We start from the raw sequence: 26,963 nt of genomic DNA, 5'->3' as shown, positions 1-26,963 counted from the left end.
ACAATGAGCTGAAAGGACGAAAGAAATGAAAATAGTAGGCTATCTATTGTTTTATATCATCTCTCTTTAGATTAACACACATTTGAAGAGCTTAGAATTAATTTAAGCGATTCTTCGCCGTCTCGAGATAATTATCTATACAGTAGTAAAGTTTATAATGATTCACCATATTGTTTACTCTCAAGGCAGGGTAGGGAATAAAATAATCTATCCATGCCTATAGAAGGAGATTACAATGGCTGACACATACGTTGGTTCAATCGACCAAGGAACCACAGGAACACGGTTTATGGTATTCGACCACAGCGGACAGGTGGTCGCAAATGCATATGAAAAGCACGAACAGATTTATCCGAATCCAGGATGGGTTGAGCACGATCCAATCGAGATTTGGGAAAACACAAAAGAGGTTGTTACTCGAGGGCTTGAAGAAGCTGGTCTTGATGCCGAGCAGCTTGAAGCACTTGGAGTGACAAATCAGCGAGAGACAACAATCGTTTGGGACGAAGCCTCAGGCAAACCGGTTCACAATGCGCTTGTCTGGCAGGATCGTCGAACGACGGATCGCGTCGAAGAGATTCAAGAAGCCGGCAAAGTCGAGATGATCCGCGAGAAGACCGGATTGGAGTGTGATGCGTACTTCTCCGCAACAAAAACTGAATGGATTCTCGATAACGCCGAACCACTGAAGATGCAGGCTTCACGCGGTGGCGATGTTCGTGACCGCGCCGAAGATGGTGAACTGCTGATGGGAACGATTGACTCATGGCTTATACAAAATCTCACTGGCAATCATATCACCGATGTTACGAATGCATCCCGGACAATGCTGTACAACATCCGTGAACTTGAGTGGGATGATGAACTACTTGAGGAATTCAGAGTTCCTCGGTCAATGGTGCCAGAGGTCCGTCCATCCTCAGATGATGAATACTATGGACATACCGATGCTGATGGATTCCTTGGCGCTGAGATACCTGTTGCTGGCGCACTTGGTGATCAGCAGGCAGCGATGTTTGGGCAGACATGTTTCGATGAGGGAGATGCGAAGAATACGTACGGAACTGGATCATTCTACCTCATGAACACGGGAACTGACGCTGTTGCATCTGATCACGGACTCCTGACGACAATTGGTTTCCAAATGTCTGGAGAGCCAGTCCAGTATGCACTTGAGGGGTCAATTTTCGTCACTGGAGCAGCGATTGAGTTCCTCGAAGATGTTGACCTGATTAATAATGCTGCACAGACGGCTGAACTTGCAAGTTCAGTCGATTCAACGGACGGTGTTTATATGGTGCCTGCATTCACTGGTCTTGGCGCCCCACACTGGGATGGGCGTGCTCGTGGAACACTCGTTGGTATGACACGAGGAACTGAAAAAGAGCATATTGTTCGAGCAACACTTGAATCAATCGGATATCAGACTCGAGATGTTGCTGAGGCAATGGAAGCAGACTCCGGAATTGAGACAACATCACTTCGGGTCGATGGTGGTGCGGTGAAAAATAATTTCCTCTGTCAACTACAGTCTGATATTCTCCAGACTGATATCGTCCGACCGGTCGTCGATGAGACAACGGCACTTGGATCGGCATACGCCGCTGGATTAGCCGTTGGATATTGGGATACGGTTGATGAACTTCGCGACAACTGGCAAGTCGACCGCGAGTTCGAATCAGAAATGGATAGTGCTGATGCAAACACAATGTATGATCGTTGGGATGATGCAGTCGAACGGTCTCTTGATTGGGCGCAGGAGGAATAACAGATGTACGAAGCACTCCTCCAATTGCCGGTTATCGGGGTCGACACACCACAGCTTATATTCCTGCTCATTGCAGCATTCGCAGGAGGCGCTTTCGGTGCGGCAATTGGTGCACTTCCGGCATTCTGTTTCACTGGATTTGCGGTCATCGCGGGTGAAGCAGCAAATCTTGTCGGTGTTGACGCTGCTGGGACAAGCGTTGCTATCACTGGCGCACCAGTGACAGGAACGATTGGATTTGGTGCGGTCTTCGGTCCACATATCTCATTTGCTGCTGGTGCGGCGGCAGCCGCATATGCAGCAAAGAAGGATGGCGCAATGCCAGATCCCGGTGACGGCGATTATCATCCTGCAAAAGACATCGCTTACGCACTTGGGACACGACCAGATGTCCTTGCTGTTGGAGGTATATTTGGTATTATTGGCGCAGTCGGAACTCTCATTTCTGCAGGACTTGCACTTCCGTGGGACCCAATCGCAATTATGGTCGTTGTGTCAGCAGCATTGCACCGAGTTGCATTTGGGTACCCATTGATCGGTGGTGGCGACCGCAACCTCCTCGATATGTCTCCGTTCGAAAACGAGGAGATGCGAGCGGCGACCGATGGCGGGGAAGTTGCAACCGACGGTGGATATAAACGACTTGCTGTTGAGCCGTGGCTTCCACATCAGTATAAGTGGGCAAATGTTGGAATGATTGGTCTTGTTGCGGGACTACTCGGCGGATTCATTGCACTTTCGACAGGGAGCGCATTCCTTGGATTCGGTATCTCAGCGGCTAGTTTGACATTCCTTAATCTGGGTGTTGAGAAGATCCCAGTGACTCACCATATGACACTGCCAGCGAGTACCGCTGCGCTTGCGGTGTTTCCTGACCCAACAGGCACAACCAAGGTCATTGCACTTCTGATTGGTGGTCTCTTCGGAGTATACGGTGCTCTGATCGGAGAAGTCGTCCAGCGTGTGTTCTACGCTCACTCGGATACACACTTTGACCCACCAGCTGCTGCGATTGTCGTCGCGACATTAACCGTTGCAGTTCTTGCAATCATTGGTGTCTTCGACAGCTCAAGCTGGGTTCCACTGCTTGGAATGTAATAACGAACTCATTTCCTTTTTATTTGAGGACTGAGCTGATGTATCGATCTAATAATTTCTTCATAAACAATGGATATCAAAGCGAGAATTCGGCGACGAAGAGATCATAACGCACAACCACAGTTCATTCAGCGTTATGAAGCACTCTCGCCTGCTGCGCATCTTGATGAACCGGTCGGTCGGGGACAATTATTGGAACAGCTTCTAGACTATTTTGACCCGGTTTTTGATGGGGAGCTACCACCAAATGGATATGTATATGGACCGATTGGCTCGGGGAAATCTGCCGTCCTTACTTCATTACTGTCCCATCTAAAGGAGTTACCAGCAGAAACACGAGAGGTAATTCATACGAGCACTCGCGTCCAAACGCCATCGTCACCGACGTTTGTGTACGTTGATGCTCGCTCCGCGACCAGCGCGTTTGGATTTTATCGAAGCGTATTGAGCAGTCTCATTGATCAATCGGTTCCAGAACATGGCGTTGGGACCGATAGTCTTCGTGATCAAGTTCATACTCAGGTACAGGGAACGCCTGGTGCTGTGATTTGCGTTGATCATATTGCTGAACCACGAAGTCTTGATGAGTCGACCCTTGTTGATCTCGCAGCAAGTCTCCCAAGTAATGTCAGTTGGCTTGCTATCGGACGGGCATCACCGGATCAAACTCACCTGACAACGTACACAGGAGCGGAAATCGGCGTGAGTCGATATCGACGACAGGTACTTGTCGATATTCTGATGCAGCGGGCATCAATGGGGCTTGCGCGACAAGCGCTCAATCATGGTCTTGCAAGACAGGTCGCAGCGTGGGCTGACGGAAATGCACATGACGGACTTGCAGTTCTGTTTTCTGCTGCCGACAATGCTGCCGGTGTAGGGCAGGACCAACTTACCGAATCCAATATTAATGCAGCAATCGAGTCAATACCTGAGCCCTGTGTTTCGTTATCGGCTGTACTCTCACTTCCGGCAAACCGGCAACGAGTGCTTCGGCATCTCGTCAACCTCAGTCCAGATGAACGAGAGTCAGTAAATATGGCAACAGACGCGTTATCAGCACTTGACCTATCAGCATCAACGATCAAGCGGTTCCTCTATGAGATGGCTGAAGCAGGTGTAATAAGGCGGGTCCAAGCAGAGACGGAACAACAAAAGGGACGGCCTCCAAGCCGTGTTGTGCCACAGTTCCCGTTATATGTGTTTCAACGATTATATGACCTGCGTAGGCGAGGGCAATCAAACCATCCTTAGTGGCTCTTTTTATTTCAGACCCGTGAGTGATATAATGCGACACGGACAAAACGGTGAAGCCTCGGGGCTTGTCCCCGAGGTACTTCACAATATAAACGTGAGATATTGCAGACGTACTCTGTGAGTTTGAGTTATATGCTATATTCCAGTTCGTGAGGGGACGGCTTGGATAGTCGGAACAGATATATTGTATGTGTTAGCCACTTCAATTCGACCATTGAGTTATATATAATCAGCAATGACAAGATAATCTCGGATGAATATAATAAGTGAGGGTGCCAATACAGCCATAGCGAGTATTTTGATTAAATTGGCACTGATGATTGGAGCGAGCGCAAGTGTAATAAACGCCATCTGAAGACCGGCGAGTGGTCGGCGAACAGAACTCGCTGGAAGTGGCTGAACGCAAAGTCCGCGACGACGACGGTGGTTCCGACCGATCTTAAATGAGTACTGCGCCGCTGGTAATAATAAATACCATACCGGGAGTTGTCCCCATAGAATAGCAACAATCGGCGCAATTAAGAAACCAAGCGAATCAAATGTGAGATCTAGTTTCGCACCAAGAACTGTCTGTCTGCCAGCCGTACGTGCAAGCGATCCATCAACAAAATCAAGCGCACTTCCTATGCCATAGAGTAGTGACGGAAGCCACGCAATACTATATATTGGTGTAACCCCAGCAAAACCAGCTAACGTAGCGAACAGTGCTCCCCGGGCAAGCGTCACTATATTGGGGAGACCAAGAAATTGATACGATTCGATTTTCGCTGTCTCATCGGCACTGCTGATATCAGCATCTGCTGTATGTGTAGCCTCTGTATCGGTGTCATCACCGGCGCTGGCAGGCGGGTGATTTGCCCCAAGATGCCGATAACAGTACCACAATTCAGCCACAGCCACTGTTCCAGCGATCAATGTCCATCGAACAAAATCTAAATTTAATGAGATAGCCTCAAATGAGTCTGGGACTTGCTGCATGTGCAGTTCATTTGCAACAAGGAATGCCGTAACGCCAACAAAAGCAGTGACGACGGCAATTGCGGTGACTTGTGGCCTTCTTAGGAAAAGAACCGATGAAGTGACAGGAAAGTCCGTGTCTCTCATCGTTCAAACTCTGTATCTGCAAGTGTCTGGAGCCTGCTTCGTTCCTCATCACTAAGTTGGATATTCGCTGCTGCAAGATTCGCTGAGATATGTTTTGCTGTCGTGCTCGAAGGAATTGGGATAACACCCCTATCGACGTGATACGATATTGCAATGGCTGCTGGTGAAACATCATGCGTATCTGCAATGGTTTGTAATACCGGCTCTGTGAGTAATCCAGGAGCAGACAACGGTGAATGTGCAATCACACGAATACCATTCATATGACATTTTTCAATCAGTTCATTACGCGGTCGATATGGATGTGACTCAATTTGGACAATTGCTGGGGGAATTGATGCAATATCAAGAATTCGTTGAAGTTCTATCGCAGAGATATTACAAATTCCGATTGTGCGTGTGAGTCCACGGCGGCAGACTTCTTCAAGCCGTTGCCATGCAGATTCAATTGAGACATCAGCAGACGCGCGATTACCGGAGGCATCAGTCGGGAATGTTCGCTCCTCTTGTTGCTCTGGCGAGAGGGTTGCAAGTTTTGATAATGGTCCCTGGTAAGCCCATGCATCTGGCCAGTGAAGGAGATATGAATCAAGCGTCTCGATACCGAGTTCTGAGAGCGTTCCATTACATGCCTCTGCAATATGTGCATGATTTGTATTCCAGACCTTACTTATGAGCACGAGTTGATCACGGGATGGTGTCCCTGGTGTCTCAAGCAATGACCCGATACGATATTCATTACCATACAGTTCTGCCATGTCAAATAGCCGATAGCCAGCGTCAATTGCTGTTGCGATAGAGTCGACACGATCAATATAACTCCCATTACGGTATCGTGAACATCCAAAGCCAACAGGTGGCAGTCGATGACTATTATCCCGTTGTAGATTCATCTCAGAACTCTTTGGGTTTGTATGTGACTGTGATGTGTATGTATCCTGCCGAAGCGCTCTTGATGATCGGGCATATGCATATTCATCTCTTGACTCAGTGCATCTCAGTTCTGGTGATGAGAGTGATACAGATACATTATTTGCAGCCGCATGCTCAATTGCATTACAGACACGAACGATATGCGCACCTCGTTGACCACCTGTCACTGGTCGATCTCCGTGTTCAATTGCCCGTGCAAAACGTGCTGGTCCAGAGATATGTGAATGATTCTGTGATGATGATGTGATCGGTGGCGCAGTGACGTATGATCGACCGTGACCGCCGACGCTGACGCTTTGAGCAGTAGCTGTTAGCGAACCGGAATCATTGAGATATACTGAACCACCATCGCCATGGAGCTCAATCGAATTGAATTCACGACTCCGATGTGGCGTATAGAAGCTTGTTGTAAGTCTAATAATCGGTCCAGCAGCGAGTGTAAGTGTCGCCTCAACATGTGCGGGGCGTTCGGGGGTTGACTCAGCGTGTGATGGATAGACATCAATTGTATCTGCAGTCCGAACCGTCTCAACAGGACCAAACCATGCGGTAAGTAATGTAAGTGGGTACACAGCACTGTCGTATAATGGACCAACGGCAAGGAATGACTCTGGATTATCATGCCATTCTGTGACACGACCTGCATGAGCGTGAGCATATATGACACGAATTGGATTCAATTGATCATCAGCAAGGAGTGATCCAATATGCTGTTGTGCTTGTCCACGATGGTTAATCGGGGCACAATCAAGACCTACTCCGCGTTGTTTGGCGAGATCAACGAGTGCTGTTGCAGTATCGGCGTCCAGTGCAAGCGGTTTCTCAGTAAAGACATGTCGATCGGCATTTAAACATTGGCGTGTGACATCCGCATGTGCTTGATGACTCGTAAGATTCACAATAAGCGGTGCTGACTCGGTCGATAGCAATGATTCAAGATCAGTATAAGCTGTTGCATCAGTTAACGCTGCAAGATGTCTCGCGCGGGCACCATCATGGTCACAGACCGCTGTCAGCTCAAGTGAAGTCGAATCAAAGTTATTAAGATAATAATCAACGACATCACCAGCACCGATAAACGCACATTGCATCTAGTGTGATTTAGATTCAGACGGTAAAAACGCGAACATTTCTTCCTATATTGTGAGCTTTGTTAGTAGAATCCTGACTCGTGTGCATCTTATGATGTATACAAAAGAAGAACCGGTCATCAAAATAGAGTATTATTTTCCTCAGATAATTATATAAATCATCTTTAATATCATATTTCTATCTCTGTCCAATTTCCATGAGATATAATCTTCGAGTTTCGAGTATAAAGTACAAGAGAAATACACATGTCTTCAGATGGCGAACGATATCAATCGTCATCACCAAGTGATATACATATCCCGGTTAAAATGCGAATATGGCGGAGATTGCCGTCCTCCACAATACGCTTGACTTCCATGGCGGCGCAGACGCAGTTTGTCTAGCGGTTTGCGATGCGCTGCAGGATTCTCATGCAGTTTCGTTGATTACATGTTCTGTAACGAGTCCATCAACACTTGCCGATCGATTCGATATCGATCTTGATACTGATGAGTTGAGTATTGTGACACCACCAGGAGGAACCTTGTTCGCTCGTGCGCTTGCAGGGGCTGCTCCAATTATCGGATCACAACTACCATTCAGGAGTGCAGTACTGAGACAGTTTTTTCTTCAGATTACAAATGAATACGATATTGCAGTAAGCACAGCAAATGAGTTTTCATTACCACTCCCTTCAGTGCAGTATATTCACTATCCGCAGTTTCGCGCCAACACGAATGAGAGACGTACGATCGATGATCACGTCCAAATGAAATCCAATTCACACGGTCAATATGATGTTGATATGTCATCATCATCAGAAAGTAATTCAACTCTCCAAGAGACAGGAATTGAGAGCGCAGAACAGACCGCACCCACGTCTCAAGCGCAATTTAAGAAAAAAACAGAACAAGACAAGCCTGATCTGGATGACCGTCTCGAGGATGTGGAATATGATAATCCCGATAATAATACCGCTGGTAACAGTGGTTATTTGAATCAGATATGGACACGACTGGCTGCCCCCGAAGATGGGATGTCTGTCTCGAACTCTACGCAGACTGCCCCGGCAACGTTTTTGGCGAATTCAACCTGGACAGCCGCTGTCATTGCAAACAGATATAATATCGACCCGGTTGTTTGTCACCCACCGGTGGATCCAATATATGGTGGGCGCTCTTGGGATGAAAGAGAAGATGGCGTTGTTGTCGTCGGTCGATTAGCTCCGGACAAGCGTCCACTAGACGCGATTTCAATCGTCGACGCTGTCCGAAGTCAAGGACATGATTTACATCTTCACATTGTTGGGACTGCGCCTGATGCATATCGAGATTACGCAGCAACAGTTACTACAAAGGCGGCGGATCGGTCATATGTGAGTGTTGAAGAAGATATTCCACGAAGTCGATTGGAGACACTGCTTTGTACTCACAAATATGGGCTTAATCTGAAACCGCGAGAGCATTTTGGTCTCTCTGTTGCTGAGTATGTCGCTGCAGGGATGGTTGCGTTCGCTCCAGCCAGTGGAGGACAAGTTGATGTTCTTGATAGACAGAATAATCGATTATTTGACTCATTTGAGGACGCTGTAATGAAAATTGATACGGCGATTATGACGGACGAGCGTCCGCAGTTGCCACGTAATCGGTTTAATCGTGACCGGTTTGACGCGAGTATCATCTCTCATGTCGAGGAAATGCTATCACAGTAGTTGACCTGTCATTGTGATGTGATATGGACAGTACTCAGGCAATTATAGCAAAATTAGTCAATAGTCTCTATATCAATACACAGGTTTTCCTATAACTAGTTCATAACCTGACATCCTCCTCACCCTGAGGAACGAAGCTTAATATTCTATTTTCTACAGTTATGCTATCTGTCTTAGAGCGAAAGGTGTTCATCGACGTAGCACAGTTAATCTGAGGTGAGACATGGGTGTATGCGTAACCTGAATTGATATTACACTGTACTATATCATATTGCGTGATAACGCGGCATGGTCCGCAAATACTCTACGCTATTTAATATGACCTTCAGTGCGGAGTTGTTCGGCGTCTTGTTCTGAGTAGCGCCACTCAATATTTGCTTTTTCATCCTGCCATGCCCATGGTTCAACAAGGACGACGTCCCCCTCATTAATCCATGTTCGATATTTCATTCGCCCAGGAATCCGACCCATGCGATTTTCGCCATCCTGACAGCGAACACGGACATGATTACCACCATTGTGTTCGACAACAACCGCAAACATCTCATCATCGCTTGGCATCCGGAGATTCCGGCGCCCTGATTCTTCACTCACATTGTAATTTCGATAGGCATGGTGAAAAGTCGTCCGTTGTAATAGCAACTGTTTGTGATTTATTTGCCTATTAGTATATTTTGCGTGAACTTTTTTGAGTTACTCCGTTCCTCTTGGCTAGATTGAGACTGCGACATGGAGGGAGCTCATGTTATCACATTGGATTGTTTATATCTGTGATGGTGATTGTGATGACAGTAATATCGATCGTCAGAGGTTAACCAGAGTAGATGCCGAGCTATAATGTGACCCCAGGCGGTTGATAAATACAAACGCAGATTGAGTCTGGTGATATCCTCGCCCAGCCTGAACGCCGGGGCTTCCACCGCAGGTGGAATCTCAACAAGATGCTGAATTGAGGTTTCAAGACGTGTCCGCATTACCGGTCTCCGGTTCCGTCCTCGCTCCCGCCGCTGGTGAGCTAGACGAACCCTTGTCACTGGAAGCCCGCCTCTCAGACGGGAGTTTCTCACTCGGTAACGTGTCTTGGTGGACCTGCCACTGACCCCCGCTCTGTGGCGAGTCATCGCCTGCAGATCCCCAAGGCAGGCTCTCTCCCCACCGGATTGAGCCAGTTGGCTCTGTTCGCTGCTGCGTTCAGATCTGCTTGATATTCCGACACCCAACACGAACCGTTCGTACACTTGAACGTACCCTGATGCGGTCGATACCCAATGTTAACACGCATAGCACATCTTTGATGTGTGGTGCGGATGCACGTACACATACACGTATTCCACAGTAATCCCGTGTTTCGCTGCCTTCTCTTCAATTTGTGACTGCAAGCGGGAGAACGGTCACTTGCCGAGACGTCGATCCGAGTGCTTTCCAATGTACTCGTCGGTGATACCGTCGAGGTATTCGAGGATGATAACCGAGTTCTCGAACTGGGAGGCGTATCCGACGGCACGATGTGAGGCTTTCTCGATTTCGTCTTCGATAGTGTCTTGTTATTGACCCACATGAGATCAGTCAAGAGGTTCAACGCACATCGTGGTCTCAACCGGTCTTCAGCACTAGCTTGTTTCTGTCGGAGGTGTCGGACGCGACCACTATCCACGAACAACGGGTCAACGAGTATCTCGTCTCAGAGGGCACAGCGCATCAAGAGTTTCGACTCACCCACGTCGAACCCGACGAGTGTCACATCGTCATTTGTAGTCGAATATGAGTAATTTGCTTCCATCTCGTAGTTTGCGGAGATCGCTTCCACATTCGATATGGATGTCCACTTGCATCTGTTTTTCAGTACGTTTTCTCGTACCTTAGGGTTCATATCACGGAGGGCTATTCACAGAGCCGTCACACGTTGTTAGGGTAATCAAGTGACACGATTCACGCCCGTGGTAAACGGTGGGATTCTCTCACTGATTAAAGATAGTGTTTATTTATTATCCCGTCCCCTACAGATGGTGATATGGCGTGAGCGCTATGGATGATATTTACTCGTTAATGACCGATATTAACCGGTAACAACCTGCTTGTACATCATCCGCACAAGTCTTTTATTAACACGAGTGATTCATTAAAATAACGAATGCCCGCTCCGATGTCGGAACAACTTCGTCAAGATATGCAGTGTGAAAGCCTATTGGAGTGTTTTCATGGGCTTAAACGACTCGATAAGCAATGCTTTCGGGTATTAACCCAATCCAAAGAACCACTGACTGTTGATGAGATTGCTGAAGTCGTAGATCGAGAACGGTCGACCGCCTATCGGTCAATTCAACGACTTCTCCAGGCTGGATTTATCAAAAAAGAGCAGATCAATTATGACCAAGGCGGCTACTACCATGTATATTCAGCAACCAACCCAGATGAAATTGCAAACGGAATGCAACGATTGCTGAATGATTGGTATGCGAAGATGGGGCAATTGATTCGAGAGTTTGAGGAAAAATACGCAGAAAATGCAAACACTCAGTCGGGTCCTGAGTCTGGACCTGGTTCTGACCCCAAGAAGGGATCTAACTCTGGGTCTGACCCAAACACTGAAACGGAAGTTACCGCTGAACGATAAAATAACGTCACACCCAAGAAGAAACGTGTTATAAAAACAATGTATTAATCCCAACCATGGATTGCATATTAATGCAGCTCGGATATTCTTAAGAGCTATTGATACCAGAACCGGGATGTGAATTTTAACGTCAAGTGTTGAGAGTGCACTGAGAATAACTCTTGATGTATTAATACGATATCATCATTCGCGGGTCCAGAGTCGAAGCCACTCAGCAAGAGGTCCGCGAACACCCTCAACAGTAACATTCAGTGTACCATCGAATCGCCATCGTGCTCGGTCATGATCGGGAGGGGATTTCTCAGACATCACATCCGCATCCGCATCTACATCTACATCTGCATCTGTATCGACATCAAAGTGTATTGGAATATCGACGGCAAGGTCTTCGGCGGTCAGTTGAATCGCCTCATCCCGGGAGACTTCCTCATCGATGGTCGCATCAATAACATCTGTCCATGTCAACGAATCATCCTCAGCATCATTCATATTCGCTCATATACGCGGAGCTACTTGTGCGTATCCGACCCGGCGAAAGAAGAAGCAAAATTGACATTGTCCTCAGCGTAAATGTGGAGGAATCCGAAGCATGAGTGGTGGAGATTTCAGGGTTGCAGTCCCATCAAGTATCATGGTGAGAATCCATCCGGGGTTCACACGGACTGTGGCGGGGAGAGTGGGACTACTGGGAGTGCCACATCTCAGCCATGGTACTCCTAGCCTCAGCCATGTTGAAACCCTTTAGAGTTGTTTGTGCCTCGGGGAGTCTGGCAGACTTCGGCGGAATTAAAATTACTTTGGTATGTTTACAGCAGTCGGGCATAGCATCGATTCATGTTGCGGCTTCAGCCGCAGGTATTCCCTCGCCTTCTATAAACAGCAGATAGAACTACCGAAAGTAGCTATATCATGCGTATTCGTTTTGTATCATATCTCTCATATTTTAAGAAACATCCGCTGGCTCAATCACATGATTTTCCAGTGTTCCGACACCATCATATGTAATTGTGATATTATCACCTGGCTCAATCGTGCCTGGATTTGCTGGACTTCCAAAGGAGATGACATCCCCCGGTTGAAGTGTGAAGCGTCGGGAGAGAAATGAGACGATTTCATATGGATCAAATATCATCTGCTTTGTTGTCGCTGATTGCCTTGTTTCCCCATTAATTATTGTCTCCATTGACATGTCGTAGGGGTCAGCATCAGTTTCAATCCACGGTCCGAGTGGGGCGGATGTATCGAATGCTTTTCGCGCTGTTCGACCTTCCTGATCAAGCGCATCGATATCATTCAAGATTGTATAGCCACGAATGATATTTGGGACGGATGATTGTTCGATGTCACGACATCGGGTATCAATAACAGCTGCAAGTTCACCAGCGTAAGTTAACTTATCACTCCATTTTGGATATCGAATCGGCTGTGCTGGACCGATGAGCGCAGCAGGTGGCTTAATAAAAAAGTCTGGGACTGAAGGACGGTCATAATCCATTTGATCAAGTGTCGCAGTGAAATTTCGACCAACGCAATACAATGCGGATGGTATACATGGAACCGCTAATTGACCATCACGACCGACAGTATATGTCCCATCAGGAGCATTCACAGTATCGTTATGATAACGACCACTGACAATGCCCGCTGGGGTTTGTAAACGAGCATGCTTCATAATAATTGACTAACGATCATAACTCTAGTCTCAAATACAAATTATTGTTGATATCACTCAACTCATACAGGTTAGAGGACGTCATATTAGTGATCAACAATAGATGGTGACTACACCATCCGCCATACACCGGATTATTCAAGTAACTCCAGTGAAGGATTGATATGAGAAACGATGTCTGATGCAACAATCTTGCACACTTGTCTGAACGTTGCCGATGCGGCAGAGTCAATCGCATTCTATGAGCAATTTGGATTTGAGAAGTCCTGGCAGTTCACGAGTGAGGACGGAGAGACAACAAACTACTATGTTGTTGATACCAACGGCGTTGAATTACAACTTTCAGAGACAACAGGTGAAACAACATTTGAAATGGGTACCGGTTGGGATCATTTGGCGCTTGGCGTTGATGATGTTGATGAAACGATCAAACAAGTTGATCACTACGGTATCGTCGCTGAACCTGGTCCACAACCCGCAGCGGGCGCATACACTGCGTTCATCGAGGATCCAGATGGTCACGCTGTCGAACTGATTGAACCGGTATCGGAATAGCCGTACGGACCGACGTCAACAAACTGTTTTATTCAGCAGTATCAATTTTTATATCCAAAACTCGACGAGATTAATTTCCAACTTGTGTCGCTCGGTTGACAACATCGGCACCGTATCGATCCTCAAGTTCATCATGTTGGTCAGTACGGTGTTCATAGACGTCTTGGAAGAGTGCAATAGGTGTCATTGCCGCTTGATATGTTGCCTCATCCCACATTCGATCAGTCTCGATATCGATTTCAACACCGTCAATCACGAGTGTCGCAGATTGCGTCATTGCAATTGCGCCCTTTCCAGCCTCTTTTGCGGCCTCAAATTCTTCCATTGAATCAACAATATCGTCCATACTCGGGACATATGCTGTCATTTTAAGCAGCTCTGATCGAAGTTCATCCCGGTCCAGGGTGTGCTCATCGCTCCCGACGACAAGATGGTGTGTGTCATCATCTTCGACAGAGAGACTAACGCTGTCACCATCATAGATGTGTTTGCCGTTCGTCTGCTCGAGCTCTATATCAGTATCACCAGCAGTAAGAAGCCACGAACCGGTTTGTGGCGGAAGAGGCTCAGTGTTTGCCTCAACGACCTGGCTCGGTGTGAGTGACCAGATACCAATCATTCCTTTTGCACGATTATCTATCATTCGTTCACGATACCCCTCGATATCGCGGATATCATCAAATGGACCATCAACAGCAATAAGCCCAGCAGCGCTTGCGCCACGAGAGGTGTTGTGTCTCAGTTCTGGCCATGATGGAAGTTCGCCGGTTGGTGTCATTCCGCGCATGTCTTTGCTGTAATCAACTTCTCCGTCGACTAATAAGAAAAGCCGCTCAAGATTGTTTGATGGCTTCCCCATCTCTGCACGGAGGTCTCCAAGTGCTAACTCAGCTTCACCGCTCTCAACAATCACTGACATTGAAAGGCTCCCTTCTTCAAGCCCATATTCATTTTCGACAATCGTAAAGAACTCATCGGCTTTTTTCCAATCATCAATATCGCCGACTTCCGGAATCACAAATCCATCAATATGTTCGACCGCTCCATTATCGGGATTGGCAATCTGTAGCATATGCTGGAATCCCTGATATCGAGTTGTTGGTCGTTCACGATGCCAGACCATTCGAGGGTGAATCTCACCAGGGAACTCCGCGCCGTGCTCAGCAACGACTGAAATGATATTTTCAACCCCTTCATCGCGCATTGAGGGAGCAGTCGCGTCTTCATTATCTGGCACCCAGACATCAGGTGCTTTCAGCCCTCGAAGCTGTGCTGCACTTTGAATCATCTTTGCGGAGTCATCTTCGCCTTCAACAGCTGTTGGAGATGTAAAGAATGTCCGAACAAACTCACGATCGTAGTGTCGTTCAACACTCATATGCGTATGAATGAATTCTTCGACGTATATTAAAGGTAAGACTTGAGAGCAATATTAGCCTATTCGATTATAAAAAAGAGTAGTATAAATCATCACGGGAAAGCAAAACCACCGATACTGGATGGCATTATCATTTTATTTGAACAGTTGCCGAACGCGCCCGACTGTATCTGATATTTCACGGGTCAAAGCACCGAGAATCCCACCAAGTCGAACCTCAATTGGATCAGCTGAGAGTGTCTCTGAGAGGGCACCCGGGTTAGCTTGAGAACCAATAACAGCAACAGTTCTATCATGAATTCGAACTTCAGTCGTCAAGTCTGTCCGCGATAACACAGCAGCAACCGTATCTGTACTATCAGGCTCACTCGGTAGTCCGCGAAGCGCATTTATTGCTGGTAGGATCGATTGAAACGTGACGAAAAGTCGATCACCAGTCGATGATACTTCTGCTGTCCCACCGTCAACAGATATCGTAAGGTCTGCATTGACACTTAGTGGAATCTGTGACGATTCAGTAGTTATGTCACTCACGCTCGCGAGTTGTCACGCGGACAGTGCCATCGAGTCGCCATTGTGCATGCTCGGCATCCTCTCCAGTGCCGCTTGGGACCTCCACTTCCATGTCCTCAAAATCATAGATTATTTCAGCACCACGACCGGTCAGTCGGTCATAAAGACTAATTGCGAGGTCTGGCCAGCTTGTTGTTTCCTGAATCCGCTCTTCAGGCACGTCCATTTCAGACATACTCATATTCATAACCGCATAAGATATATACGTTCTGGCGAGGCTCAGAAATATTCAAAGGTGGTTTTCAACCTCTTTGATGTGGAGTCCTCTTCCTCGAGAAGCGAGCAACGCGAGTGAGTATGTGGAGAGGAACCAACAACCACGTTGAGAAACCAACTATCATAGTATTCAATTACCAGTAGTACTTCTGCAAAATTACGATGGCATCAGATACTGAGTATCACCGTCGAACTGTCATCACACGACTTGACGGACTCTCTCAACAAGACCGCGAGCTACTTTATGCTACCGCCGAAGAGTGGCTTGACGAATGCAGCATCGCATCCAGTCTTGCGTGGGAGAACGAACACACTCAGGCTGGTGTCAGAAGTATTGCTAAAGACACAGTATAATAAAAATAGACATAACAGTCAGTATATGATTCTTGCCTGTCACAAAGTTGCCAGCAACATCCAATCCTGCATCGGACGTTGACAAAACGGCAAACGGGCGACACAACCGTACCTCACATCAAAGTCGATCACGTACGACAGGCGAACACTCACCATATTCAATAAAGAAGAGCAGGTATCGCTGACAGTGCTTGGTGACCATTCTCGGGTGAAAGCAGACCTCGCACTTCCAAGCGAGGACGACGGCTACCAGTACCAGTACTAGTACTTGGATAACAAGGAATAGGAGTACATCGAAAGCACGCTTCACTGCCAAGACAACGGGTAGTGCTTATACGTCGGGTATCACAAGGAGAAACCTAAGATAGAGGCAACAACATAGAACGGAACACGATTGTAGGTGTTGACCTCGGTGTTACCCAAATCGCCGTCACCAGCACGGCTCGGTTTTTCACCGCAGGCAAACTCAATCACTGCCGACGAGCCTTCGAGGAGTTCGATGGGATTTGAGGTCGTTTACCGATGCTGACTGGCGCTCAATATGGGAATTCCGTAAGCTCAAACAGTTCATCGAGCACAAGCCAGAAAAACACGGTGTGTTCGTGGATACGGTGAATCCAAAGAATATGAGCAAGCGGTGCACTGAGTGCGGATGCGTTCATGAGGATAACCGTCACCGAGACGAATTCGAGTGCCAGCGGTGTGGAAAGCAAAACTACGCCGACTACAGCGTTGTCTCCGGACTACGTCCGGCGTGGCTTTGCGACGGCGAAGAACATAGCAGGGTTGTATCTCCTGCGGGACCATCAGTCGTCTCGGAGGAGGAGTATCAATCAATATGCTCTGAACTCAGGATTAAGGACACCGATTTAGGGCATACAGCCCTCACCCATCATACTGTTGTGACTTAGAGGAAGAGGTCACTGACAAGCCACCCTCACCGAGGGAACCGCGTGACGCGGTGAGGTCGTTAATTACACTCTATCGGAGAAAGCAACGTGAGTACAACGAACTGCCGTACATGGGATGCGTCACGGTGTGTGGTGAAACGCCGCTGGTATCAAGCTGCAACTGTGGGCTCCCTGATCTGGATGCTTGACAATGTCTGGTATACAGGCATTCTTTCTGCTGTTGGGATGCCAACTAGTGATGGTGGAATTAATTGAGAATTGAGAATTGAGAGTTGAGAGTTGAGAATTGAGAATTGAAATTTAAAGCAGCTCATTCATATATTCTGCATATTATGAACTGAACCTCCCAACTAAGACATCTGAGGCAACTATGATGTATTTAATTCAGATTGCTAGAGGAATCGGAACGTTTCGAGATTCTTCGGGGCAAACGTGCGTAGATTATAGTCATGATACAACCCAGATGAAAGGTCTTGTACCGACTGCTCATCGCCGTGCACGCAGAGGATTTTCTCAGGACGGGGATTCATTGTCTTGACGAAGTTCTCAAGCCCTTGGCGATCGGCGTGCCCCGAGAAGCCACTCACAGTCGTAACATCCATCTCAAGGGTGAGCGTCTCTGATCGACCAAGTTGATCGCCGTTAATTGGGATTTCGTCCCATCCATCCTGGATACGTCGACCAAGCGTTCCCTGCGCTTGATATCCAACAAAGACAAGACGTGAATCCGGATCAGTGCCAATGTGTTGGAGCCAAGACATAATGGGTCCGCCAGTGATCATCCCCGAGGTTGAAAGCACAATGCATGGTTCACCATCGGAGACGGCTTGCCGTTCCTCTTCACCGGCATCAATGTGATTAAATTCCTCGGCAAGAAATGGATTTTCATCATCGTGGAAGATTCGATCACGGAGGTTATCACGAAGATATTCGGGGTAGGTCGTGTGTATTGCAGTTGCTTCCCATATCATGCCATCAAGATGGACTGGCATTTGTGGAATCTCACCAGTTCGCATCGCCTCTTCTAAGACGAGCATAATCTCTTGTGACCGCCCAACGGCAAAAGCAGGGATGACGACTTTCCCACCACGGTCATATGTTTCATTGATCACCTCTATAAGCTCGCGTTCTGAGTCTTCTTGATCTGTCTGATAATCATCGCGACCGCCGTATGTTGATTCGAGGATAAGTGTTTCAACACGCGGGAAGTCATTAACTGCCCCATTGAATAATCGAGTATCTTCGTAGTGAATATCACCAGAGAATGCAACGTTGTATAATCCATCGCCAATATGGAAGTGGGTTACTGCTGACCCGAGAATGTGACCCGCGTTGTGGAATGTTAATTTGACGTCTGGGGCAATATCGGTTACATCGCCATACTCCAACGGAATGGTGTGTTTGATTGTCTCACGAACCATCGAAGAGTCATATGGTGGTGTGCGTCCTTCTTTTGCCGCAACATCAAGATAGTCCAATTGGAGAAGCCCCATCAGGTCACGGGTTGGTTCTGTCGTATAGATCGGTCCGTCATATCCATATTTGAATAATAGTGGAAGGAGCGCTGAGTGGTCAAGATGTGCATGTGTGAGTACAACCGCATCAACTGAACTTGCACCGGATCCAAGCGCCTCTGGAGCCTGCAAATATGGAACATCATCAGACCCCGGTTTATCCCCGCAGTCAATAAGAATGCGTGTTTCTGGCGTTGAAAGAACAAATGAAGCACGACCCACCTCACGACAGCATCCAAGTGTGCTGATGCGAACCCATTCATCATCTGAGAGTTCCTCACGGTGAATTTGTCGACCAACACGCTCAAGAATATCTCGACGCTCATCACGCTCTTGTTTTAAGAAATTACGAACGTTCGAGACGGTGGATGATTCAATCGGTGGTGTACGAACAACCTCGGGTGTCCACCCGACTTGCTGTGTGATCTCTCGAAGTGTTTCACCACCACGTCCGATTACTATACCAGGTTTTTCTGCTTCAATTACAACCTCGCCGGTATCATGATGAAAATCAAGGTCGGTCACCCCAGCCTCATCCGGAATCACGTCATGAATCTGATCTTGCGCTCGCGCTGGTGACGCAAGCGCCTCTGGATCCGGTCGAATAGTGATTCGTTTGCGGAGCTTTCCTGCAAGGTCGCGAACGAGGTCCCCATTCTTTGCGAATCGTTTAGGATCACGCGTATAGACAACAAGTTCTGGTCCCTCGTACGTTACGTCCGAAACAGAGATATCAGACGGCAGTTCAGCCATTATCTCTGATTTCAGTTCCTCAAGTTGCGTATCTACTGAGCTCATAGGTAAGAACGTCCTGCCCACAATGTTGTGAGCAGACGGTATGTCGGGTCACTCCTATCATAATATTGGACTAATAATTTAATCCGGAGATAATCAAGCGTCATAATGGATGAGAGAGCATATTGAACGACTAAATGAATCGCTATCTCTGGCGGTCCTGATCATGTAGGAGACAGGTAAAACCCGCTTATCGTGACGTAGCCCCGCCTGCGTATAAAAATCTTCTCAAGCTGGAATCATATATCTGATATCTACCCTGTCTAAACACAAACAAATCCGACGATATCATACCGCTGAGACGGAATCTTAGGTAAAATGAATACATTCTTCATCTCACTCATATCGATTTGAATACCGTACCATAGTCCGTGTCGACTCACAAGTCATGTGAACTCACTCCGAAGTCAAGCCCCGAGGCAGTCGCCTTGTACCGCCTGTACATCTTTATCCAATCTATATTTTCAAACAAAATAACAATCAGAGTTATGTGAGTGTGTGAATCCAATATTGGAAATCTTCGTCGGATTGATGTTCCGGGTGATTATCCGGAATTTGTCGGTGATGAGGTGCTTGCTCGAGAACTCGCGTCGACAATTGGGTGGGACGCCATTATCTGTACTTGCGGAAGCAACATTTCATATTACAGATGTGTATGGATACACTGGAGACGCCTGATACTGACGGTCTTGATGCAGCACTCGCCGCAGGGTTTCAAACCCGGTTGCCAGGGTGGGACTAGCAGGAGTCAACAACATCATTCGGGGTGCAACAGGATGATTTGGATACGCGATGTGATCAATCAAATAATAATTCTGTTCAGGGGATTTAACACGCACCTCGGATTCCTTTTAGCTAATGAGTGAAGATCAAGACCTCGGGATTACACAATCAAAGATACATAATACCGGTGAGTGGTATGCTGAGGTCGTTCAAAAAGCTGAATTAGCTAACTATGGTCCAGAGGGCATGAGTGGGTTCATCGTCACCCGCCCACGGGCATATGAACTCTGGGAACGTGTGCAAAGTTATCTTGATACTCGGTTCAAACAAACGGGTGTTCAGAATGCATACTTCCCATTGTTTATACCTGAAGGATATCTCGAGCGTGAAAAAGAGATTGTCGAAGGGTTTGATCCTGAAGTAGCGTGGGTTGAGCAAGCTGGTCGAAACGAACTTGAAGAGCGGCTTGCGGTCCGCCCAACATCAGAGTCAATCATTGCACCGTATCTCTCACGGTGGATTCGAAGTTATCGAGATTTACCGCTGCGAGTGAATCAATGGACCTCAGTCGTCCGGTGGGAAGCAACAGAAACAAAGCCATTTTTCAGAACAAAAGAGTTCCTCTGGCAAGAAGGTCATACGGCGCATGCAACACGGGCGGATGCGTGGGCGGAGACTATGTGTCGTCTGAATCAATATGAGTCAACATATGAGGACCTACTTGCGATTCCTGTGCTTCGGGGTGCAAAACCGGAACATGATAAGTTCCCAGGTGCGGACACAACAACAACTGTCGAGGCATTGATGCCGGATGGTAAGTCGGTGCAAGGTGCAACATCTCATTACCTTGGCACCGAATTTGCGGATGCCTTTGACATTACATATACTGATACAGACGAAACATCACGGGTTGCACACACAACATCATGGGGGCTCTCATGGCGAGCACTCGGAGCACTCATTATGACGCATTCGGATGATCAAGGACTTGTACTTCCGCCAACAGTTGCGCCAGAACAAGTCGTCATTGTTCCGATTTGGCAGACAGAAACAAAAGAGAGAGTACTCGAATATGCTGAAGATGTTGCAAATAATCTCGATGATGCTGGAATTCGTGTCGAACTTGATGACCGTGATGACCAGAATCCTGGATTCAAATTTAATGAATGGGAGCTAAAAGGAGTCCCGCTACGGGCTGAAATAGGACCAGATGAAGCAACGGAGGGGACGGTCACATTAATACATCGACCTGATGGGGAGTCAATAACAGCTGAACGATCAGAAATTGTCGAGACAGTTCAAGAACAGTTTGATGCTGTATACGCGAAGTTGTATGCCGCTGCAGAAGAAACACTTAATTCAAATATCCGGATAGCCAAAACTCGTTCTGAACTTTTAGGAACAATTGGTCAGCATGGTGGATATGTTAAAACTCCATGGTGCGGTGATGAGGGCTGTGAGACAGCAATCAAGGATGAAATCGCAGCTGAAATTGTGATGGTACCCATATCGAGTGATGAAGCTGATGAGCAAGATACCACGGATGAAAACATGGATGTGAACAATGATACGACAGTGGAATCTAATGAGAAATCACTTGATCTGACAGATTCGACGTGTGTGGTCTGTGATAATCCAGCTTTTAAAACTGCTTATTTTGCCAAATCGTATTAACAGTGATAATAATATCGTAATTGTCTTTGTCGATAATTATATTCGTCATGCGTCGAAAAATACGGTCAAAATATAAGATATTACTCCCGGTCCTTATATGTGGTTAGTGAGACAATATCATTTGAGGGGAAGTTCCTTTAGTAGCCGTATCATAGATTACATATGACCAAGCCAGATAGCCACACGACTGAACATACTGATGGATTGGCTGATCCATCAGATAGTCGGTCGAACTGCGGTGTCGGCGCTGTTGTCGATCTTGATGGTGGGCAGTCACACCAAACTGTATCTAATGGGATTGAACTTCTTGAGAATCTTGAACATCGAGGAACGACCGGCGCTGAACCTGACACAGGAGATGGCGCTGGAATCGTTGTTCAGCGACCTGACTCATTTTTTGATGCTGTTGTTGAGTGTGACCTTCCTGAGGAGTACGCCGTCGGCTCGATTTTCATGCCACAAGACGACGCTGCCCGAGAAGGACTGATGTCAATCTTCGAGCGGGTGCTTGCTGAACACGATCTATCTGTGATTAATTGGCGAGATGTTCCAACAGATAACACCAACCTTGGTGAAACAGCACTTGAATCTGAACCTGATGTTTGGCAGGCATTCATTGTACCCGAATCCACACACAATGTTGAGGCAGGTGAAATTGATGAGAAAGAATTTGATCAGTCTCTGTATGTTGCCCGGCGAGCGGTTGAGACCGAAGTTGATGAGCTTGACTCAACCGGCGCCGCACGATTCTATATCTGTTCGCTCTCTCGGCAGACAATAGTATATAAGGGATTATTAAAGGGTACGCAACTTGCAGATTATTATCAAGACCTTGCAGATGAACGGTTCAAAACGACGCTGACGCTCGTCCACGCACGGTTTTCAACAAACACACTTGGTGCATGGCATCTTGCGCATCCATATCGGCATATCATCCACAATGGTGAGATCAACACAATCCAAGGTAATATCAATTGGATGCGAAGTCGTGAAACGGACCTTTCACACCCAACATTTGATGATGATCTGGATACAATAAAACCGGTCATTAACGATCCAAATCAATCGGATACAGCATCTGTTGATAATGCTGTTGAGTTACTTTTACAGGGTGGTCGTGAGTTGCCGCATGTTCTTCGGATGCTCATTCCTGAAGCATATCGTGGCGATGAGCAAATGGACGAAGACCGCCGTGCATGGTATGATTATCACGCATCGCTGGTTGAACCATGGGATGGACCAGCACTGGTTGCAGCAACAGATGGTGACCGAATCGCTGCAGTTCTTGATCGAAATGGACTTCGTCCATGTCGATATGATGTCACAACGGACAACACGCTTATCATGGCAAGTGAATCCGGTGCACTCGATACCGAGCCGAGCAATATCAGCGAACGCGGGCGACTACAGCCTGGACAGTTATTCGTTGCAGACCCAGAGGAAGGACGTGTTATCCCAGATTCTGAGGTGTTCGATTCACTGACTGATGAGAAGTACGCTGAATGGCTCGAAACGGAACAGCGACATCTCTCAGAATTAACAGATGGCTCTCTATACGAATCCCAGGCAGATTTCGACCATCTTCGTGCAGCACAAGCAGCATTTGGATACACTCACGATCAAATTAATCATTTGATTGAACCAATGGCTGAAAAGGGTAAAGATCCAGTCGGATCGATGGGTGATGATACCCCGCTATCGGTTCTTTCAGATTTTAACCGACCACTCTTTACCTATTTCAAGCAATTATTTGCACAAGTTACGAACCCACCGCTTGATTACATTCGTGAAGAACTGGTCACATCACTCGAATCGCGTGTTGGGGCACAACGGAACCTTCTCGATGAGACGAAAACTCATGCTCGTCAACTCATCTTAGACTCACCTGTATTGACCGATGAGCAGACGTCAGGAATCAAATCATTGGGTGATGATACAGAAGATGCGATGTCAACAGCAGTCGTTGACATCACATATGAGCGTGAGAAAACACTCGAAGAAGCAATCGAGCAGATTCGTAAGAATGCGACAACCGAAATCAAAAACGGTGCTGATGTTGTTGTACTCTCAGATAAGAAACTGGGCTCTGATCGTATAGCAATCCCAAGCCTCCTTGCAACAGGTGCTGTACATCATAGTCTTGTTCGCTCTGGACTTCGAAACCGTGCCGGAATTATTGTTGAATCCGGTGATCCGCGTGAAGTACATCACATCGCAACGCTTGTTGGATACGGTGCCGATGGTATTAACCCATATCTTGCATACCAAACGATTGCTGATGTTGTTGCTGGACCTGACGGTGCCGATGAATCCGATGCAGTTGCTGCATACATCGATGCACTCGAAGATGGGCTACTGAAGACAATGGCAAAGATGGGAATCTCAACAGTCGAGTCCTATCAAGGAGCTCAGATTTTCGAGGCAGTTGGTCTTGACTCAGATTTCGTTGGGGAGTATTTTGAAGGAACAGAAATCAGAACGGAGGGGATTGGTATTGACGTAATTGAAGAAGATGCATTAACCCGACATGCTGTTGCTTACGGGACCGACCCAGAGTTAGAACGGCAGGGTGAATTCGAACACCGATCTGATGGTATCCATCATCAATGGAATCCACAGACAGTCGGAACGCTTCAGCAGGCAGTTCGATCGGGCGATTATGAAAAGTACGGCGAGTTTGCTGAACTGATTAATGATCAGTCTGAGGAACTACAGACTTTGCGCGGGCTGTTATCATTTGATAGCAATCGTGAATCAATTCCCGTTGAGTCTGTCGAACCTGTCGAAGATATCGTGACGCGATTCTCAACAGCAGCGATGTCGCTTGGAAGTCTCTCTCCAGAAGCGCATGAAAATAATTCGATTGCGATGAATCGCCTTGGCGCGAAATCAAACACTGGTGAAGGTGGCGAACCACCAGAGCGGTTCGGAACTGAAAAAGAGTGTGCTGTCAAACAGGTCGCATCAGGACGCTTTGGCGTTACGTCAGAGTACCTCACAAACGCTGAGGAGATTCAAATAAAGATGGCACAAGGATCAAAACCTGGTGAAGGTGGTCATCTCCCTGGTAAGAAGGTTAATGAGATGATTGCTCATGTCCGATTTTCAACACCAGGTGTCGGACTTATTTCGCCACCACCACTGCATGATATTTACTCAATTGAGGACCTCAAGCAACTTATTCATGATCTAAAGGCGGCGAATCCTGACGCGGATATCAATGTCAAACTCGTTTCAGAGGCAGGAATTGGGACAATCGCTGCAGGTGTTGCAAAGGCAAACGCTGATGTTGTGCATATCTCAGGACATGATGGTGGAACTGGCGCATCACCAAAGACATCAATCAAGAATGCAGGTCTACCGTGGGAACTTGGCTTGGCAGAGACAAATCAGATGCTACGGGCAACAGACCTTCGATCGCGTATTCGCGTCACTGTCGATGGTGGGATGAAAACCGGTCGTGATGTTGCTATTGCTGCATTATTAGGTGGTGAGGAGTATGTCTTCGGAACAGCCTCACTCGTTACCTCTGGGTGCGTGATGGCTCGACAATGTCACGAAAATACCTGTCCAGTTGGTGTTGCAACGCAGCGAGAGAAACTTCGGAATCGGTTCCCCGGGCAGCCAGACCACGTCATTAACTATATGACGTTTATTGCACAGGAACTCAGAGAAATAATGGCTGAACTTGGATTCCAGTCATTAGATGAGATGATTGGTCGACCGTCGCTTCTGACGCAGCGTGAGACCGATCATGAAAAGGCTCGTCATCTTGATCTCTCAGACGTAATTGCGGAGCCTGCGGGCGACACAAGACATCAGACTGAGGGACAGACTCATTCTGCTATTGAGACGCAGCTTGATCATGAGCTTATTGAATCAGCTGAGGCTGCGCTTACTGATGGCGAACCGGTTGCCATCACAGAATCAATCTCGAACGTCGACCGGGCGGTTGGCGCGATGTTATCAAATCGAATCTCCAGTGAGCACGGTGGTGCTGGATTGCCAAACGACACGATTCACTGCTCATTTGATGGTGTTGCAGGGCAATCATTCGGCGCATTCCTCGCGAGTGGCGTTACGATGCATCTCACCGGTGCAGCTAATGACTATGTTGGTAAAGGACTCTCTGGGGGGAGGATAATCGTTGAGACTCCAGAAACAGCCAATTATGAAGCGAGCGAAAACGTTCTTATCGGGAATGTTGCATTATACGGTGCAACACAGGGTGAGTTATATGTCAACGGTGTCGCCGGCGAGCGGTTTGCAGTCCGCAACTCTGGAGTCAAAACTGTCGTTGAAGGAGTTGGTGACCACGGCTGTGAGTATATGACCGGTGGTATTGTTGCCGTCCTTGGTGAGACAGGTCGGAACTTCGCCGCAGGTATGTCAGGTGGAATTGCATATGCGTACGACCCAGAGGATACGTTCTCAGAGTCAGCAAACACAGAGATGGTATCACTTGCGTCTCGTCTTGAGGATAGCGATAAGGCAATGTTGCGCCGACTTATTGAAAATCATGAGGAGTATACAAGTAGTGATCAGGCTGAGTGGATGCTTGAACAATGGACAGATGTCGTCAATGACTTCGTCAAGATAATGCCCGACGCATATGCTGAAGTTATTGAGGAGCGAGCACGAGATGACGTTAGAAACGAACTACCACCAGCCGCAGCCGCATCAGCAAGCATCACTGATAATGATGCTATTGCACAAACGAGCGACGACTGATAATAACGCTGCTAATTGGGTTCGACGCCGCACCGACCTTTGGAATACAGCCCAATATTATTGAATCGCTGAAGTTATACATTCTGTGATTACCTGTCAGAACAAATAAATGAATTACCTTACTCTGCCCTACTTATTCATGGCTTTCACTGTTCGCTGCTTATGAGTGGGGGCCTTCTTTTTATTCTGATAAAGTTTCAATTCAGTGAATACAGCTGATCTTGTGATAAGTTGTATAATGAGCTACTCAATCTGCTGGCTAATCCGATGATTGAGATTTTATACAGAAAACGGCATTCCGAATATTTCGA

Annotated in this window: 21 protein-coding genes and 2 pseudogenes; 12 read left to right on the top strand and 11 right to left on the bottom strand. The window is 47.2% G+C overall.

Annotated elements, in window-relative coordinates; translation table 11 throughout:
- The first annotated feature begins 235 nt into the window (after positions 1-235).
- From glpK to HQRW_RS03990, 3 genes are all read left to right on the top strand, one after another.
- Positions 236-1,768, top strand: coding sequence for a glycerol kinase GlpK (glpK, locus tag HQRW_RS04000; protein WP_011571009.1), 1,533 nt, complete (start codon positions 236-238; stop codon positions 1,766-1,768).
- A 3-nt stretch (positions 1,769-1,771) separates the two neighbouring features.
- Positions 1,772-2,866 (top strand): hypothetical protein, encoded by a 1,095-nt coding sequence (locus tag HQRW_RS03995; RefSeq protein WP_011571008.1) that lies wholly within the window; start codon positions 1,772-1,774, stop codon positions 2,864-2,866.
- Between the two features lie 69 nt (positions 2,867-2,935).
- Positions 2,936-4,120 (top strand): Cdc6/Cdc18 family protein, encoded by a 1,185-nt coding sequence (locus HQRW_RS03990; RefSeq protein ID WP_014555553.1) that lies wholly within the window; start codon positions 2,936-2,938, stop codon positions 4,118-4,120.
- Between the two features lie 222 nt (positions 4,121-4,342).
- On the opposite strand, the gene HQRW_RS03985 is transcribed toward HQRW_RS03990, so the two are convergent.
- Both HQRW_RS03985 and HQRW_RS03980 read right to left on the bottom strand, forming a co-directional pair.
- Positions 4,343-5,227: a CDP-alcohol phosphatidyltransferase family protein gene (locus HQRW_RS03985; RefSeq protein WP_014555552.1), complete on the bottom strand. Its 885-nt coding sequence runs from the start codon at positions 5,225-5,227 to the stop codon at positions 4,343-4,345.
- Positions 5,224-7,251, bottom strand: a complete 2,028-nt coding sequence (locus HQRW_RS03980; RefSeq protein WP_014555551.1) for an aldo/keto reductase — start codon at positions 7,249-7,251, stop codon at positions 5,224-5,226. The genes HQRW_RS03985 and HQRW_RS03980 overlap by 4 nt, the downstream gene beginning before the upstream one ends.
- 317 nt (positions 7,252-7,568) lie before the next feature.
- Between HQRW_RS03980 and HQRW_RS03975 the strand changes: the two genes are divergently transcribed.
- Complete coding sequence (locus HQRW_RS03975) at positions 7,569-8,942, top strand: glycosyltransferase (RefSeq protein ID WP_014555550.1); 1,374 nt, start codon at positions 7,569-7,571, stop codon at positions 8,940-8,942.
- 309 nt (positions 8,943-9,251) lie between these two features.
- Here HQRW_RS03975 and HQRW_RS03970 read toward each other — a convergent pair whose 3' ends face one another.
- The 3 genes from HQRW_RS03970 to HQRW_RS16675 all read right to left on the bottom strand — a co-directional run bounded on the left by HQRW_RS03970 (position 9,252) and on the right by HQRW_RS16675 (position 10,749).
- Positions 9,252-9,536 (bottom strand): translation initiation factor eIF-1A, encoded by a 285-nt coding sequence (locus HQRW_RS03970; RefSeq protein WP_014555549.1) that lies wholly within the window; start codon positions 9,534-9,536, stop codon positions 9,252-9,254.
- Between the two features lie 677 nt (positions 9,537-10,213).
- Positions 10,214-10,321 carry a hypothetical protein gene (locus HQRW_RS16345; protein WP_231852406.1) on the bottom strand — a complete coding sequence of 36 codons (108 nt, stop codon included), beginning with the start codon at positions 10,319-10,321 and terminating at the stop codon, positions 10,214-10,216.
- A 302-nt stretch (positions 10,322-10,623) separates the two neighbouring features.
- Positions 10,624-10,749, bottom strand: coding sequence for a hypothetical protein (locus tag HQRW_RS16675; protein WP_269448555.1), 126 nt, complete (start codon positions 10,747-10,749; stop codon positions 10,624-10,626).
- 324 nt (positions 10,750-11,073) lie between these two features.
- On the opposite strand from HQRW_RS16675, the pseudogene HQRW_RS03960 reads away from it, so the two are divergent.
- A pseudogene (locus tag HQRW_RS03960) lies at positions 11,074-11,475 on the top strand (helix-turn-helix domain-containing protein); the annotation flags it as partial.
- Between the two features lie 264 nt (positions 11,476-11,739).
- On the opposite strand, the gene HQRW_RS03955 reads toward HQRW_RS03960, so the two are convergent.
- On the bottom strand, positions 11,740-12,045 hold the full coding sequence (locus tag HQRW_RS03955) for a hypothetical protein (RefSeq protein WP_014555548.1): 306 nt from the start codon (positions 12,043-12,045) through the stop codon (positions 11,740-11,742).
- 454 nt (positions 12,046-12,499) lie between these two features.
- Entirely contained in the window at positions 12,500-13,228 is a 729-nt protein-coding gene (locus HQRW_RS03950) for a fumarylacetoacetate hydrolase family protein (protein WP_014555547.1), read from the bottom strand.
- A gap of 174 nt (positions 13,229-13,402) precedes the next feature.
- Here HQRW_RS03950 and HQRW_RS03945 point away from each other — a divergent pair, with 174 nt between their 5' ends.
- A complete protein-coding gene (locus HQRW_RS03945) occupies positions 13,403-13,783 on the top strand; it encodes a VOC family protein (protein WP_011570999.1) in 381 nt (126 codons plus the stop codon).
- 70 nt (positions 13,784-13,853) lie between these two features.
- Here the strand turns inward: HQRW_RS03945 and aceB are convergent, their stop codons facing one another.
- From aceB to HQRW_RS03930, 3 genes are all read right to left on the bottom strand, one after another.
- Positions 13,854-15,161 carry a malate synthase AceB gene (gene aceB, locus HQRW_RS03940; RefSeq protein ID WP_011570998.1) on the bottom strand — a complete coding sequence of 436 codons (1,308 nt, stop codon included), beginning with the start codon at positions 15,159-15,161 and terminating at the stop codon, positions 13,854-13,856.
- A gap of 135 nt (positions 15,162-15,296) precedes the next feature.
- Positions 15,297-15,695, bottom strand: a complete 399-nt coding sequence (locus HQRW_RS03935) for a hypothetical protein (protein WP_011570997.1) — start codon at positions 15,693-15,695, stop codon at positions 15,297-15,299.
- Positions 15,688-15,909, bottom strand: coding sequence for a hypothetical protein (locus tag HQRW_RS03930; protein ID WP_011570996.1), 222 nt, complete (start codon positions 15,907-15,909; stop codon positions 15,688-15,690). The genes HQRW_RS03935 and HQRW_RS03930 overlap by 8 nt, the downstream gene beginning before the upstream one ends.
- A 203-nt stretch (positions 15,910-16,112) precedes the next feature.
- Between HQRW_RS03930 and HQRW_RS16210 the strand changes: the two genes are divergently transcribed.
- From HQRW_RS16210 to HQRW_RS15790, 3 genes are all read left to right on the top strand, one after another.
- Positions 16,113-16,304 carry a hypothetical protein gene (locus HQRW_RS16210; RefSeq protein ID WP_049891623.1) on the top strand — a complete coding sequence of 64 codons (192 nt, stop codon included), beginning with the start codon at positions 16,113-16,115 and terminating at the stop codon, positions 16,302-16,304.
- Between the two features lie 506 nt (positions 16,305-16,810).
- The gene (locus HQRW_RS16205; RefSeq protein ID WP_197535320.1) at positions 16,811-17,215 is read left to right on the top strand and encodes a zinc ribbon domain-containing protein; all 405 of its coding nucleotides are present in this window, start codon (positions 16,811-16,813) and stop codon (positions 17,213-17,215) included.
- 87 nt (positions 17,216-17,302) lie between these two features.
- Positions 17,303-17,470: a hypothetical protein gene (locus HQRW_RS15790; RefSeq protein WP_158307733.1), complete on the top strand. Its 168-nt coding sequence runs from the start codon at positions 17,303-17,305 to the stop codon at positions 17,468-17,470.
- 137 nt (positions 17,471-17,607) lie between these two features.
- Here the strand turns inward: HQRW_RS15790 and HQRW_RS03920 are convergent, their stop codons facing one another.
- On the bottom strand, positions 17,608-19,527 hold the full coding sequence (locus tag HQRW_RS03920; protein ID WP_014555545.1) for a beta-CASP ribonuclease aCPSF1: 1,920 nt from the start codon (positions 19,525-19,527) through the stop codon (positions 17,608-17,610).
- A 515-nt stretch (positions 19,528-20,042) separates the two neighbouring features.
- On the opposite strand from HQRW_RS03920, the pseudogene HQRW_RS15400 reads away from it, so the two are divergent.
- The 3 genes and pseudogenes from HQRW_RS15400 to gltB all read left to right on the top strand — a co-directional run.
- A pseudogene (locus HQRW_RS15400) lies at positions 20,043-20,266 on the top strand (hypothetical protein); the annotation flags it as partial.
- A 116-nt stretch (positions 20,267-20,382) separates the two neighbouring features.
- Positions 20,383-21,921 carry a proline--tRNA ligase gene (gene proS / locus HQRW_RS03915; protein WP_014555544.1) on the top strand — a complete coding sequence of 513 codons (1,539 nt, stop codon included), beginning with the start codon at positions 20,383-20,385 and terminating at the stop codon, positions 21,919-21,921.
- A gap of 162 nt (positions 21,922-22,083) precedes the next feature.
- Positions 22,084-26,652: a glutamate synthase large subunit gene (gene gltB / locus HQRW_RS03910; RefSeq protein WP_014555543.1), complete on the top strand. Its 4,569-nt coding sequence runs from the start codon at positions 22,084-22,086 to the stop codon at positions 26,650-26,652.
- Positions 26,653-26,963 lie beyond the last annotated feature (311 nt).

Source organism: Haloquadratum walsbyi C23 (assembly GCF_000237865.1).
Lineage (GTDB): Archaea > Halobacteriota > Halobacteria > Halobacteriales > Haloferacaceae > Haloquadratum > Haloquadratum walsbyi.
The sequence above is the reverse complement of the archived record's forward strand: the minus strand, read 5'-3'. Positions and strand labels throughout refer to the sequence as shown.

Bases quoted from the DNA above. Each gene is read 5' to 3' on its own strand.
- HQRW_RS03955 (WP_014555548.1), bottom strand. From the start codon at position 12,045: ATGAATGATGCTGAGGATGATTCGTTGACATGGACAGATGTTATTGAT.
- HQRW_RS03980 (WP_014555551.1), bottom strand. From the start codon at position 7,251: ATGCAATGTGCGTTTATCGGTGCTGGTGATGTCGTTGATTATTATCTT.
- aceB (WP_011570998.1), bottom strand. From the start codon at position 15,161: ATGAGTGTTGAACGACACTACGATCGTGAGTTTGTTCGGACATTCTTT.
- HQRW_RS03945 (WP_011570999.1), top strand. From the start codon at position 13,403: ATGTCTGATGCAACAATCTTGCACACTTGTCTGAACGTTGCCGATGCG.
- HQRW_RS03990 (WP_014555553.1), top strand. From the start codon at position 2,936: ATGGATATCAAAGCGAGAATTCGGCGACGAAGAGATCATAACGCACAA.
- HQRW_RS03995 (WP_011571008.1), top strand. From the start codon at position 1,772: ATGTACGAAGCACTCCTCCAATTGCCGGTTATCGGGGTCGACACACCA.
- HQRW_RS03985 (WP_014555552.1), bottom strand. From the start codon at position 5,227: ATGAGAGACACGGACTTTCCTGTCACTTCATCGGTTCTTTTCCTAAGA.
- HQRW_RS03920 (WP_014555545.1), bottom strand. From the start codon at position 19,527: ATGAGCTCAGTAGATACGCAACTTGAGGAACTGAAATCAGAGATAATG.
- HQRW_RS03975 (WP_014555550.1), top strand. From the start codon at position 7,569: ATGGCGGAGATTGCCGTCCTCCACAATACGCTTGACTTCCATGGCGGC.
- HQRW_RS03930 (WP_011570996.1), bottom strand. From the start codon at position 15,909: ATGTCTGAAATGGACGTGCCTGAAGAGCGGATTCAGGAAACAACAAGC.
- proS (WP_014555544.1), top strand. From the start codon at position 20,383: ATGAGTGAAGATCAAGACCTCGGGATTACACAATCAAAGATACATAAT.
- HQRW_RS03950 (WP_014555547.1), bottom strand. From the start codon at position 13,228: ATGAAGCATGCTCGTTTACAAACCCCAGCGGGCATTGTCAGTGGTCGT.
- glpK (WP_011571009.1), top strand. From the start codon at position 236: ATGGCTGACACATACGTTGGTTCAATCGACCAAGGAACCACAGGAACA.
- gltB (WP_014555543.1), top strand. From the start codon at position 22,084: ATGACCAAGCCAGATAGCCACACGACTGAACATACTGATGGATTGGCT.
- HQRW_RS16210 (WP_049891623.1), top strand. From the start codon at position 16,113: ATGGCATCAGATACTGAGTATCACCGTCGAACTGTCATCACACGACTT.